The sequence below is a fragment of the Acinetobacter sp. YH12099 genome (genome assembly GCF_013419195.1).
Taxonomy (GTDB): Bacteria; Pseudomonadota; Gammaproteobacteria; order Pseudomonadales; family Moraxellaceae; genus Acinetobacter; species Acinetobacter towneri.
Map to the genome: position 1 here is coordinate 86,497 of NZ_VPAP01000008.1, position 13,920 is coordinate 100,416.

The window sequence follows — 13,920 nt, forward strand, 5'->3', positions numbered from 1 at the left end:
ACAGCACAGATTATGATAAAACTACACGACAGACCCAAATTAAGTTGTATAAGATTTTGAATCTGCTCAATTCATTGTGAAAAGCAGAGATTGGTCAAAAACCAAGGACGTAAATATTTTTATGAAACTTCAAACCATCGCTTGTGCGGTTGCAATAGCAACTGGCGGTTTTTTCTTTTCTCACGCCATTAACGAGGCAATTGCAGCCAATAATACCGCTGTCGTTGCTAACAGTATTGTGCCGACGCAGGAACAAGCTTTGGTTTCGCGTCAATTGGCGACCTTGGTCGATCGTCAGCATTATTTAAATCAGCGTTTAGATGCTGCGACGTCGCAGCGCATTTTTGATTTTTATATCGACAGTTTAGACCCTGACCACACTTTGTTTTTGGCTAAAGAAGTTGAGCAATACCGCAAACAATATGCAGCAACATTTGGCGCTTCATTAAAAGCAGGCAATTTGGCTGGACCGTATCAAATTCATGCACAGTATCGTGAACGCTTAAAACAGTTTTATCATTTCATGTTGGCAGAGCTGAAAAAACCACAAAATTTAAAACAGCCAAATGTCACGATTGAAACAGATCGTGAAAAAGCACCGTTCTTTAATACTGAAGCAGAAATGCGTAAGCATTGGCAAAAAATGTTGGTGTCACAGCTCATTAATCTGACCATTAGCAAAGAAGAAGAATTGGCAAAACAAAAAGCCATTAAAGATAACCCTGAATTGACTAATGGGCAGGATTTGGCAAGTCCAGAAGATTTGACACCAGTTCAGACTTTAACCAAGCGTTATACCCGCCAGTTAGAGCGAATGGATCGTTTAAAGAGCGATGACGTGCTGGATAAAACTTTGAATGCGATGATGCTGACTTATGATCCGCACAGCAATTATTTCCCACCTGTCGATGCGATGGAGCTGAACCGTCAAACGACTTTGCAGCTTGAAGGAATTGGGGTGTCGATTCGTCCTGAACGGGGCAATGAAGACTACACTAAAATTGAAACCATTGTTGAAGGTGGCCCTGCCAGTAAAACAGGGCAGGTGAAATCGGGTGACCGCATTATTGGTGTGGCGCAAGATGGCGAAAAAATGGTGGATGTTGTGGGTTGGCCGAGTAATGAAATTGTTGGGCTGATTCGTGGTAAACGTGGCACCAAAGTCACTGTGCGTTTGTTGGGTGCGGGTGCGGCGATGAATCAGGCGCGTAATGTGACCATTGTGCGTGATGTGATTCAGGAAGAAGATGCGGGAGTTCGCTCACGAACGATTGACATCAAACGTGATGGTCAAACTTATACCTATGGTGTGATTGAAATTCCATCCTTTTATTTGAATTACCGTGCACGTCGTGCAGGCAATGAATATCGCTCGGTGTCGGAGGATACCAACAATGCCCTGAAAAGTTTGGCGGCCAAAAATGTCGCAGGGATTATTGTCGATTTACGTAACAACCCTGGCGGTTCACTAGAAGAAGTGGCACGTATGCTTGGGCAAGTAATCAAATCAGGCCCTGTAGTGCAAATTCGTGATGGCAATGGCAACGTGAGCGTATTTGAAGATGACGATGGCGGTGCACAGACTTATGCAGGCCCATTGGCAGTGATGATTAACCTTGCTTCTGCTTCGGCCAGTGAAATTTACTCTGCTGCAATTCAGGACTATCAGCGCGGGATTGTGATTGGTAGCACCACCACAGGTAAAGGTACAGCGCAGGTACAACTCGACACCTTAGCCTATGGGCAGGCGACCTTAACTCAACGTAAGTTCTACCGTATTACAGGTGGAAGTACCCAAAACAAAGGTGTGATTCCTGACATTAAACTGGTGGATATTTACAATGAGGAGTTTGGTGAACGCAAAGCGAAAAATGCTTTGAAGTGGGATACTATTCCAACTGCACCATTTAAGCGTGAAGGTTCAGTACAGCCGTACATCACCAAGCTAGGGCAATTGTCACAGCAACGTGTCACGCTTGATCCGCAATTTCAATATTTGGAACAACGTAAGCAAATTGCCAAACAAACTGAAGATCGCAAAAGCATTGTGTTAGATATTGAACAACGCAGAGCAGAGTTGTTAGCTTTGGAGCAACAAACGCTGACTGCGGAAAACAAACGCCGTCAGGAAACAGGTTTGAAACCATTTGCTAATTGGGAAAGCTATCAGGCATCTATTGATGCTTTGGCAGAAGCGCGTGCCAAAATGAAAGCGGCACAACGCCCTGCTTTACCTGAGGAAGAAGCTTTTGTGATTGAAGCAGCGCAGGTGTTGCAAGACTATGCCATGTTACAAAAAGGTGTTTCTGAGCCGAATCAACCTTAAAACAATGTTAGAATCTTAATCAAATAGAACCAGCAGCGAAAAGTTGCTGGTTTTTTTCATCCTAAAGCGAAAAGTAAAGTGACAAGCTGCATATAGCTTTGAGTCAGACAGCTATTTTTAGCAGTTTTGAATTGCCATTATTTCATGATGACATATTATATATTTGACTATTGACCAAAGCGGAATAGTATTAGACTCTTAAGTCAATGCAGTCTTTGCTAGATCAATCCGTCGTTCAGGTTGCTTTTTAGTTATTATTTATAAGAGAGTGTGAGATTGAGTAGCCGAAAAACAATAAAATATGACAGAGATGGATACATCTAATGATGCATGTACATTATGATCTGAGCTTGGTAATTGGCTCGGTAGCAATCTCAGTATTGGCCTGCTATTTTGCAGTGTCTGTTGAGCAAATGCTTTTTCAAAATGTACAACAACAACTAAAAAAAATTGCATTAATCATGAGTGGTTTGCTGCTGGGTGCGGCAGTGTGGAGTATGCATTTTGTGGGCATGTTGGCATGCCAGTTACCTGCACCGTATCAATTTGATCTTAGCTTTACGACCCTATCTTTTGTTATTGCATTTATCGCCTCTACGTTTGCGGTTTGGCTGACCACGCAATCGACCTTGCCTGTGGCGCGTTTGATCCTGAGCGGCATTTTAATGGGGTTGGGTATTTCAGGCATGCACTATACGGGCATGATGGGAATTCAGGTAGAAGGCTACCGTAGTTATTATGATCCTACCATTGTTTTGCTGTCTGTATTAGTGGCCATTGGCGGTGCAATACTTACCTTTTGGTTTATGTTTCATTCCAAGTGCAGAATGGGGCGTCAGGCACAATATAAAATTTTCATTGCGGTGCTCATGAGTCTGAGCATTGTTGCCATGCACTATATAGGCATGGAAGCACTGCATTTTTACTCTACAGCAGATTTGCCTCAATCAGGGCACTTCCAGATCGGGCAAGGGCCAGCTCTGTTGGTGGTTATTTTAGTGACCAGTCTGATTTTTGCTGCTGCGGTGGGCGTATCTCTGCTGGAGCTGCGCTTAGAAGAAAAAAGCAGACAATTGTCTTTAGCCAACCGTGAATTGGCCAATCAGGCAGTCAAAGATAACCTGACCAAATTGCCCAACCGTTTATATTTAGCTGAATATGCACAATTGCTTTTTTCTGAGCATCGGCAAAAAAACACTAAAATTGCATTTTTGTATATCGACTTAGACCGCTTTAAAGCGGTGAATGACGTATTTGGGCATCATGTTGGCGATCAATTGCTGATTCAGTTGTCTAAACGTGTGCAATCCCACTTGGGCGAAAATACCCAATTATTAAGAATTGGTGGCGATGAATTTCTTTTGGTGATTGAACATACCGACATTGCAGAAGCCACTGTCATTTCTGAAAAAATATTAGAACTGATTCAGCAAAGTTTCTTAATTGCAGGCAAGGTCATTAATATTTCAGGCAGTATTGGCATTGCGATGTATCCAGAGCATGGCACCAATTTGCAAGATATTTTAATGAATGCTGATGCGGCGATGCTGACCTCTAAATATCAGGGGCGTAACACCAGTTCAATATTTAATTATGATCTGGAGTTACTTGAGGCTAAAAGCCAAAGTAAGTTGATTAATGATTTATATAAAGCAGTTGAACAACAACAATTTGCGTTGTTCTATCAGCCAAAGTTTAAAGCCACTGACCATAAAGTTTGTGGCGTAGAAGCTTTAATTCGTTGGTACCATCCCGTGCATGGTTTACTTACCCCAAATATGTTTATTAAAGGGGCTGAAAAGACGGGGTTGATTATTCAAATTGGCTATTGGACGCTAGAAGAAGCCTTTAAACAAATTCAAATTTGGGAAAGATCGGGCGCATCGTTATTCCCTGTGGCTGTGAATTTATCGGCAGTGCAGTTTGAACATAAACACTTATTTTCGACTTTAGAAAACTTGTTTAAACGCTATGAGATTCAACCCCATCACCTGATGATTGAAGTGACTGAAAGTACAGCAATGCATCATATTGAATCGAGTATTCGTAGTTTTGAGCGTTTGCGTCAAATGGGGATTCAATTGGCGATTGATGATTTTGGTACAGGACATTCGAGCTTCTTATATTTGAAAAAATTGCCAGTCGATGAATTGAAAATTGACCGTGCTTTTATTTTAGATTTGTGTTCGGACAGTAAAGAAGAATTAATTTTAGAAAGTATTATTCAATTGGCGATTAAACTAGGTTTAACTGTGACTGCTGAAGGGGTGGAAACACCATTGCAAGCAGAAATTTTAACCCGTTTGGGCTGTCAGCAATTGCAGGGTTATTTATTGGGCTTACCGATGGATGTTGAGCGTTTAGAAGAGTTGTTTAAACATTCGGCTTAAGTTAGCGATCATGCTACCGCTCCAGCTAGCGGCCAAGTCCAGCGCTTAATTTCAGCAATGAAGCAAGGAGACAGTACTTTCGCTGAGTTGATGCAATTGGTCGGATAAACTCATCGAGCAACGCTCCAAAAGAATTACTTAAATCCTGCAATAGAATCTGGTCTGATTAAACGTACCATTCCTGATAAGCCGAAAAGCCCAAAGCAAAAGTATAGATTGAAAAAGTAACTATATTTTCAGTTGTGGATAAATTAGAACATATCAACAATCAATAAAATTTTATTCAAATCTGCTACAATTACGCCAATTTTTCATATTGATCATTTTGATCTTATACACTGCGGTTCTGCAGTAGGTGTCTTGCATGAGTTTTAAAGATGAGTTAGCGGCGCAAGTCGCACAGCGACGTACTTTCGCGATTATTTCCCACCCAAATATTTGATATCTATTCAAGCCCATTCAACCTATTTCAAATATAATAATAAAAGCATTGTAAGTGCTGTAAAAATATAAAAATATTGATATTCTTTATCTGGTATATCTTTCAACCCCATTCAATAGATTTCAAGTCTAGTCAGTATGTTTGTGTACATATGTGTGTACACATTTTCTAGAATTTTCTATTTGAAAAAAATATGTACACAGGTGGAGTAAAATGCCTTTAACAGATACGTGGCTTAAGAAGAATCTAGATCGTGAACGTTCAGCTATACATACAGAGTCTGATCAAGATGGATTGAGCGTTCGTGTATCGCAAAAAGGAAAACTCACTTTTCAGATGCGTTTTCGATATAACGATAAGCAAGCTCGTTTAGACTTGGGAACCTATCCAAATATGAGCCTTAAAGAGGCTCGTATTGAATTGCAGAAAATGAAAGCAATTTTAGAAAAGGGACATGACCCGCGTATTCATAAAAAAGTAGAGCTTCACAAGATCACAGAGGCTATAACTTTTGAAGCGTTATTTCGTGAGTGGCATGCGAAATATAGTATTCCTAATAAAAAGAATGCAGATCAATATTTGAGATCATTTGAACTTTATGTTTTCCCGAAGTTAGGTAGCATACCTGCTGAGCAAATCACATTACATATGTGGTTAGATTTACTAGAAGAGCAATTTAAACAGTCGCCATCGATAACTGATCGCATTCTTACGAATACAAAGCAGTGTTTGGATTGGGGGATTAATCGAAAATTAATTGAGCAAAATCCCATAAGACATATCACTGGAAAGCGTGACTTGAATATTAAGAAAAATAAAACTGTTCGAGTATTACAAGATGATGAGTTGTCTTTAATTTTTAAAATTTGTGATGAGTCTAGAACATCATTAAGGAATGTTTTATTTCTCAAGTTATGTTTGTTTTATGGTAATCGATATAGTGAGTTGAGGCTTGCACGGAAATCAGATTTTGATTTTAGTAAAAATACATGGACAGTACCGTATGAAAATCATAAGACAGGAGAAAGTAAAGGGGACATTGTTCGACCTATTATTGATGAGATCAAACCGTGGCTTCAGTCTGCAATGGATTTGAGTAATTCTGAATACATTTTCCCACATGAAAATGGCAAAGAGCCAATGGGGCGTAGTGGGCCAACAGATACCCCTTATAACTTCATGCAATTTGCAAGGAAGAATTATAAAATTGAAATGGATCATTGGTCTATGCATGATTTACGGCGTACAGCAAGGACAAATTTCAGTGCATTTACAAGTAGGGATGTTGCGGAACTGATGGTTGGTCATGTGATGCCTGGGGAACAGGGGACATATGACTATTATGATTATCAAAAAGAGATGTCGAAGGCTTATAAAAAATGGTGGAAAAAATTAAGTAATCTGTCTAGCTAGACAGATTACTCATTTGGTTGTTATTGAAATATTTAATTAGCCATTCGTTAAACGTTTCTTCATCCCAAAGGCTAGTAGAGCCAGCGCATTTCTTAATAGGTTGAGGCATTGGTTGCTCGAACATTTTTTGATTAGGTTGTTGGTAACGCCATAAAGTCGATGCAGAGCAATTTTTGAGTTTGTGGCGAATTTCTTTAGATGTTAAGTAGCCCATATCTTTGATCCTTTTGTGATTATCGCAATTAGATAAAAGAACTAATTTTTTAACCTTAAATATTGGCTGGAAATCAACCTATAATGTTAAAACTATTAGATCAGTTCATTGATGGGGTAACTATAAAATTTAAAAAATTGTAAAAGTAGATTGGTACTAGCTTTTAAAAATATAGTAGTATTATGCTATGTAATTATCTGTATTTTAATGAATTATGGTTGATGAAAAATTATCAAGGTTAGAGCAGCTTGAGCAGGATATATGGTTAAACTTTTGTTACTACTATCAGTGTGAATTGGATAATGAATTAATAGAAACGGAGAATCAATCATATATTGATCAAAAAGAAAAAATCATAAAAAGAATGCAGCAGAATGATTTTCCATTGAGTGAGCAGTCAGCTTTTCATTTAGAAATGATGGGGGATGTGGTTTCAATCCCTTTCAAGCCATTCCAGATTGCACAGCTTTTAATGCAGATAAATACATTAAGACCTGAGGTGAATAACTTGCCTGCCAAAATTTTCCAAAGGCAATATTCAGATATTTTAATTGCTTATGTGCAAATGCTTGGTGGGGTGGAGTTTATTCAGAACCGTACACTTGCCAAAAGTGCAAAGGCAATCATTGCAGTCAAAGCTCGTTACGACAAGCATTTATATCCAAGACGGGAAATTTTATATCGCACTTTAAGAGAGCAGGTGGCGCGTCGTGGCAAATGGGATAATTTGAATCAAGCTGTTCATCTTGTGCTTGATGATCTAGTCAAAGCTTTTGAGGTTTACGATATTGAGTGGCTTCAGTATGAACTTGTGCTTAAGCAAAAAATGCTCAGTGAATTAGAGCAGGAGAGTAAGCAGTTGTACGCTAAAGCTCAGTCTGATGGTGTGCGAAGAAAGCCAGCATCGATTGCGAAAAAAATAGAAAAATTACAGCTCGAACTTAATAATCTTAATCAGATACTGAAAGCAAAATATCCTTCTAAAGAGATGGAAAAGTTTGGGTATAAGATGCCTTACAGTGGTGGATACATTGCTGAAACCATCATTCATGAGCTCCGAACTCAGCCTGATATATTGAAAGAAATCTTGTTCTAAAAGTTGGTTTTAATGTGGTTCTGTTAATTAGACCACTTAATCCAGTTTTATAAGTGATAAATCCGCTCTAAATATTTGAATTTTGCTGCCATTATTTTTAGTAAATATTGATCATAAAATTCATACTGATTACTCAAGCAATTGATTTTTCCAATCAATTATTTGGTTTTGATGTAAATCGAATTGAGTAGAAAGTTCAGCGAGTGTATGGTCGCCTTTAATTGCTACGAGAGCAATTTTAACTTTAAACTCTGCTGAATGATTGCGACGTTTTCTTCGTGTCATGGTTGACTCCAAAAACAAGCATTTCCCATGCTTATTGGGGAGTAGATTATCATTTATAGGCGTGGCCTAAAATCCTAGGCCCATATCATAGAACCTATTTATCTAAATATACCGATTTTGATGAATATGAAAATAATCTTATGAATAGCTTTTTGAAAGATTAAAGAATTATTTTCATAATCCTTAAAAATTTATAGGAAGGTAGTAAGTGCAACTTTTTAAAACAAGGATATACCACAACACTATTTTGGTGTTGTGGTGTAAGGAGCTGTATAATTTATTTTTGGTTGAATAATTTACTCTTAATTCCATTGATTGTAACCCTTTTAATATTTTTATCTAAAATCCCGAAATGAATTAAAATATCCTTTAATTGGTTTTCATTTAATTTATTAGAAGGTCTCAGGTCTATAAGTTTACTTTCGAGTTCAGATATTTTTTTAATTGAGGGATCTGCTGATAAACATGATTTTAAATCCTCAATGAAATTAGGGTATTCGGTATCAAAATTACAATTGTTTTTTTCCTTAATCTGATTATCTTCAATAGGATTGTTAATGTCATGAAAATCAGTATAAATATTTATTTTCGATATTGAATTCTGATCTTCATCATTAATACAGTTTTGTAATGAAAATTTATCTTCTGAGTTTTCTACAGCAGTGATATCTGAATCACTTTTAGACGGCCAAGATGGGTTCAGATGATCCGTATATTCTGATGTATCTAGTAAGTCTTGTTGATGTGAATCTTCTTTGTAGTAATCATTCTCTTTATCAGGAGAATTCATATTGGCTACGTTCGTTAAGTTGTCAGTAGTAAAACCATCATGTAGTGGAGCAGAGTTAATATTTACAGTAGGTTGAGATTTTTCCGCTTCCTTCCATTTTTGCAATAAATTATTCCAAATTCTATCAATTTGTTCTTTATGTTGAGCTAAATGAGTAGACGAATTCATTTCATTTGACGATGGTAAAAATTTTTCTAATTCAGCAGGATTGGTTGGTAAAAAAGCAGAGTGAGCTTTATTTTGATAATAATAAATGGTATTTACAATTGATGAAGGTAAAATCTTACCAATTTTATAAATTAATATAAGAGGTATTTTTTTGAATTCAGAGTCATCAGATAAGTTATAGAAATAATTTAAACGATCGATATCATATTTCAGAGATTTAAAATTAATAGGGTACTCTGCTTTGATTAGCATGTCATAATGGAAGTAGATAGTAAGAGCTAATAATGGCAGGTCATTTCTATTTATGGTGAAAAGTAGATTTTCTGTGAGTAGTTTTTCATACAGAATTTGATCATCTAGTAAAGAGGAAGTTAACTGATCTACAGTCATTTCTTTCAGTAGTATATGATTATAATATTTATTAGCATTGCAACTATCAATTTTTGATATTTCTTGATATTTTTTTACAATAGCTTTATCTTTTATTTCTAAATTGAAAATAAAGCGAGTAAAAACACCACTAAAAGCTTTGGTTAGTTTATAGTCGTTGAGTTTTTTGAAATTTTCTTTAAGCTGATTATCCTCTTCCTCATCTAGGTCATTAACACTTAATTTTAAATAAATTTCAGGATTAAATAAATCAAGAGTAGCCTTATTCTCAATGATATTTGATAAATGTTCTTTGCAAAATTTATTTTCGAAAAATAAGATACAAAAGTTTAAAGCTTTTTCATGTTCTAAAATATTTTTTTGATCTAAACGGTAAACCTCCCAAAACTCTTCTAATCGTGGATCAGTTTTTAAAGTAACTTGTAAATTACTGGCACTATATTGTAAAGCTTTTTTTCCACGTTCTGTCAAGGCATAGAAATCTTGGACTGCTTCATAACTTATATAATTCGATAAAGTTTCTTCAGATTGAAAAAGATATTCGGAATATTTTTTGGATAAAGAGGCAATAATATATTCATTATCATCGAGGTGTGATATATCTGCAGAAGAATTCATTAATTGATAAAAGCTTTGCTTACTACCCACATAGGGCTGAATTCTTGCGAGATTAACCCGTAAATAACCTTGATCGATCCAATTATTCCATTCTTTAAAACTAAGAACGATGTTGTAATTTTTATTCATTAGAAGAAGTCCTCGTTTTCATCATCTTTTTGATTTGGTTCGTATTTGGTTTGGCTAATGTTAGGTAGAGTTGCTACTAAAGGATGTGGTTCATTTGTGCAATATGTCATGAATAAGTTGCTTCGGCTTCTAGTCACAGCTACGAATAGCAGTCTTTTATCGAGATCAGAATTCTCAGGTTTTTTCGACAATACGTCTTTATAAACAATTTGCTTATTTGAGTTAAGTTGAGGAATAAAAACATTTTCGAAATCTAAGCCTTTAGAGCTATGATAAGTCATGAGGTAAACCATAGGTTTGTTTGGCACTTCTGACAGATCACCATGATTATTACCTAGGTATCGAATATTAATATTATGCCTTTCAAATAAGTTATTAATTAATCCATAATTGAATTTTTGATTTGGTGATTCTTTACTATTATTTTCATAGTGTGAAGAATCTATAACTTTCTCCAAATCAAAATTTTTAAGAGCATTTTTAATAAAGAATGTTATACAAACATGATGGGTCAATAGTATGCAAGATGGTTTATTGGGTCTAGCTCTAGATAACGACTCCTCAATTGTCCATATGCATTCTTGTATAGCATTCTCAAATTTTATAAGCCTAGCAGTTGTATTCGCTAAACTATTACCTGGTTTTGCACCAAGTAATTCCTTACTCGGTAGGATACTAGAGGCAATTTTGGCTAGGAACTCAGTTAATCTATGTATGATGATTAACATATGTTGCACAGGTTCTACAGATTTTTTAATCTCAGGTTCTGTTGCAGATTGTTCGTAGATTGTTTGTGCACAATCACCAGCGATAATTAAATGCTTGGTTAACCCTTTTATGGTATTTAAATCATCAACAGAAATATCTTGTACTTCATCAAGGAACACAAAATCAGTTGATGATTTATCATGTAAAAACTTTGTATGAGTAAGAAAGTGTACACCAGTCACATTTTCTTCTTTAAAAGAGCTGATTGCTAAATCTTTAAGAGCATGTGTGTATGTTAAATAGTGGAAAGTAGCATCAGGATAATCATTTCGTAATTCTTGAGTTAGTGCTGCTAGCACAGTGGTTTTTCCAGTTCCAGCAACACCACTAACCCAATGAACATGGTTTAGATTGTTTTTAATTGAGCGAATAGTCTGATTCTGCTCTTCGCTCAAATTAGATTTTTTAATCCACCAAGCCATAATTAACTCTCTTTCATGCCTAAATTTGGTTTTAGGCTAGATACTAAATTTTCTAAAGAATATAACTCTTTATTTGTAGTAATAATTCTTTTCTTAATGTCAGTTGCAGAAGATTTGAGCTCCTCATAACCTTCTAGTGTATTACAGACTTGGATGAGGTCCTCACACTTCCTAATAGTAGGTGTGCTGCTATACAAGTCATCTTGTAATTGAATAAGTGCACTTTGTAACAACACATCTCCTTCAGAATCTCCACGAACTTTTAAAATTTTACCCAAGGTTAGCAAAGCGGATGTATAGTCTGGATCGTGTTCCAAGGCAAGACGTAAATATTTTTCTTTTTCTTCACCATAATATTCACATGATAAATTGTATGCATTAATTGCACTAGGGTTTCTTTTATAGGCAATTTCTGCCCATTCTTTTGATTTTTTTGTTTTACCTGCACGATCATAGTTATAACAAATATTTGTCGCATGATCCGAGTCTGGGTCTAAACGTTCTATAGCAATATAGAGGTCAGCAGCTAATTCATATGCACCTGCCTTAGAGCAAGCGTCTGCATATTCCTCGGCAATATGAACAGGAGGTCGGCCATTATAATCAAGCAGAGCTTGATTGAATTTTTGCTTAGCTCGTAGCATGGACTCTTCCACTTTAGTTAAAGAGTTATTTGCTAAAGGATTTAATATAGAGATTTCTGCACTTTTACCATCGACAATAGCTTCAATATTCAATAGTTTTTCATGATTAATAGTGGCGTAGACATCAATTAATGAGCCTTGCTTGAAGTAGTCTTCTTCTGCTTCTATTGTTAATATTCCTAATAATTTATTGGTGCTTCCTACACAAATCGGTAGATCAATTACATCCTGATATTCTCGTGTAACAATGAGCTGTTTATGGAAGGGTTGAGGTATTGGTACCTCTGTTGAAGCAGGTATAACAGTTTCCAATACTTGATTAGTAGTTACAATGAAGATAGATTCTGAAACGATAGGTTTAATAAAGTCAATTCCTAAACCATGGTAACTAAAGGAATGAATAGCTGCTCCTAGTGATACATGAGCTCTGACATCTTTAGGAAAAATTGCTTCAACCTCATCTGAAAACTCATTCATATAGTTCATTACACAAGTTTGCACTAATGGATTTAGGCAACTTCCTCCAATAAATAAAACACCATCTATTTCTTCACGTTCTATATTGGCTTTATTAAGCGCATCTTCGATAGGTGATACCAAGTGCATAGGTGTATGTAACCCATCGTAAGGCCCTACAAAATCCTCCATTACTGTTTTGAATTCATGAATTGTTATACTTGGTTTTGTTAAATTAAGTTTATATTCTTTGATCTTAATACCTTCTAGAGATTGAAGAGTAATTTTCTCTTCAAAATAATTCTTTAAACTATCATAAGAATAAATTTGATGGTGATTTGCCCATTTACATACTGCGATTTTTAATTGTTCTGCCGTTGCTTGAAGAATTGGAATTACTTTTTCTTCGATATCACGTGAGTTTGGATTGAAATTAGGATTTTCTCTTAATAATTGAGGTAGCAAAATATGCTTAGCAATTGCTCTATCAATATCATCTCCACCTAGAGCAGTAAACTTTGATATTGCAAGGTTCTTAGAGGTAAATTGGTTATTTCGAGCATCTACTTCTAAAATTGTGATGTCGCAGGTTCCAGCACCAAAATCATACACAAGGATATTGGATGGTTTAGACTTTAACTTGGTCAGAAATGTATGAGAAGTATGATTTTTTGCACAATCATAAATAAAACTTAAGAATGCAGCATTAGGCTCGTCTATTAGACAACATTGCTCTGAGAGAATTCCATTGGCTTCTAAGCTTTGAAATAAGCTACGTCTTTGATTGGCTTCAAAAGAAGCAGGTACAGAAAAGGCAAACTTATAATACTGAAGATTTGAATTGCCTATTTCATCTTTCAAACTTGAGATGACTTTGTTAAAGAATGCCTTAGTTGCATCTTCAGCGGTTTCAATTGTATAAGGTAAATCTTTACTTTTAGATAATACGGTTGATGGATAGGTTGGGCCAATAGCTAACCCTAAGCGCATTTTGAAAGATGAGAAAAGATTTCTTCCTTCTGTTAATAAGGGTTTTAATCGATAAGCATCTTGACCCCATATCAATGTTTTATTTTTCCAAGCAATGACTGTATTAATTAAGTGATGACGAATTGTGGCTCCAAATTCATCTGGTTGTCCTAATGGAATGACTTTTACCGTAGTATTATTCTCATTTATAAGAACTTGGCTAACTACAGTAGTTGAAGTGCCAAAGTCGATACCTATGTAAAAGTTATTAGGTCTACTTGGTAGGTGTTGGTCATTGAAGTTATCAGCTATGATCCAATTGCCAGGTGTTGAACGTTCAGTAGACATTTTGTTTCCAAATATTCAAGTAATTAGCTAATTATGTTTTTAATAGTGAATT

The 13,920-nt window shown here is 36.0% G+C and carries 8 protein-coding genes and 3 pseudogenes; 6 read left to right on the forward strand and 5 right to left on the reverse strand.

Annotated elements, in window-relative coordinates; translation table 11 throughout:
- Positions 1 to 121: 121 nt before the first annotated feature.
- From FTU39_RS06940 to FTU39_RS06950, 5 genes and pseudogenes are all read left to right on the forward strand, one after another.
- Positions 122 to 2,326: a carboxy terminal-processing peptidase gene (locus tag FTU39_RS06940; RefSeq protein ID WP_096901393.1), complete on the forward strand. Its 2,205-nt coding sequence runs from the start codon at positions 122 to 124 to the stop codon at positions 2,324 to 2,326.
- Positions 2,327 to 2,649: 323 nt separating this feature from the next.
- Complete coding sequence (locus FTU39_RS06945; protein ID WP_180051908.1) at positions 2,650 to 4,716, forward strand: bifunctional diguanylate cyclase/phosphodiesterase; 2,067 nt, start codon at positions 2,650 to 2,652, stop codon at positions 4,714 to 4,716.
- Positions 4,717 to 4,719: 3 nt separating this feature from the next.
- Positions 4,720 to 4,944, forward strand: a pseudogene (locus FTU39_RS13945) (Fic family protein); the annotation flags it as partial.
- Between the two features lie 136 nt (positions 4,945 to 5,080).
- Positions 5,081 to 5,152 (forward strand): annotated as a pseudogene (locus FTU39_RS13995) (hypothetical protein); the annotation flags it as partial.
- A gap of 219 nt (positions 5,153 to 5,371) precedes the next feature.
- Positions 5,372 to 6,571 carry an integrase arm-type DNA-binding domain-containing protein gene (locus FTU39_RS06950; protein ID WP_004890115.1) on the forward strand — a complete coding sequence of 400 codons (1,200 nt, stop codon included), beginning with the start codon at positions 5,372 to 5,374 and terminating at the stop codon, positions 6,569 to 6,571.
- On the opposite strand, the gene FTU39_RS06955 is transcribed toward FTU39_RS06950, so the two are convergent.
- Positions 6,564 to 6,785, reverse strand: coding sequence for a hypothetical protein (locus FTU39_RS06955; protein ID WP_000541018.1), 222 nt, complete (start codon positions 6,783 to 6,785; stop codon positions 6,564 to 6,566). The genes FTU39_RS06950 and FTU39_RS06955 overlap by 8 nt on opposite strands.
- A gap of 214 nt (positions 6,786 to 6,999) precedes the next feature.
- Here FTU39_RS06955 and FTU39_RS06960 point away from each other — a divergent pair, with 214 nt between their 5' ends.
- On the forward strand, positions 7,000 to 7,881 hold the full coding sequence (locus tag FTU39_RS06960) for a hypothetical protein (protein ID WP_180051909.1): 882 nt from the start codon (positions 7,000 to 7,002) through the stop codon (positions 7,879 to 7,881).
- A 132-nt stretch (positions 7,882 to 8,013) separates the two neighbouring features.
- Here FTU39_RS06960 and FTU39_RS06965 read toward each other — a convergent pair.
- From FTU39_RS06965 to FTU39_RS06980, 4 genes and pseudogenes are all read right to left on the reverse strand, one after another.
- Positions 8,014 to 8,166: pseudogene (locus FTU39_RS06965) on the reverse strand (transposase); the annotation flags it as partial.
- A 277-nt stretch (positions 8,167 to 8,443) separates the two neighbouring features.
- Positions 8,444 to 10,261, reverse strand: a complete 1,818-nt coding sequence (locus tag FTU39_RS06970; RefSeq protein WP_180051910.1) for a hypothetical protein — start codon at positions 10,259 to 10,261, stop codon at positions 8,444 to 8,446.
- Entirely contained in the window at positions 10,261 to 11,451 is a 1,191-nt protein-coding gene (locus FTU39_RS06975) for a 3'-5' exonuclease (RefSeq protein WP_180051911.1), read from the reverse strand. The genes FTU39_RS06970 and FTU39_RS06975 overlap by 1 nt, the downstream gene beginning before the upstream one ends.
- Positions 11,452 to 11,453: 2 nt before the next feature.
- The gene (locus tag FTU39_RS06980) at positions 11,454 to 13,868 is read right to left on the reverse strand and encodes an Hsp70 family protein (RefSeq protein WP_180051912.1); all 2,415 of its coding nucleotides are present in this window, start codon (positions 13,866 to 13,868) and stop codon (positions 11,454 to 11,456) included.
- Between the last annotated feature and the right edge of the window lie 52 nt (positions 13,869 to 13,920).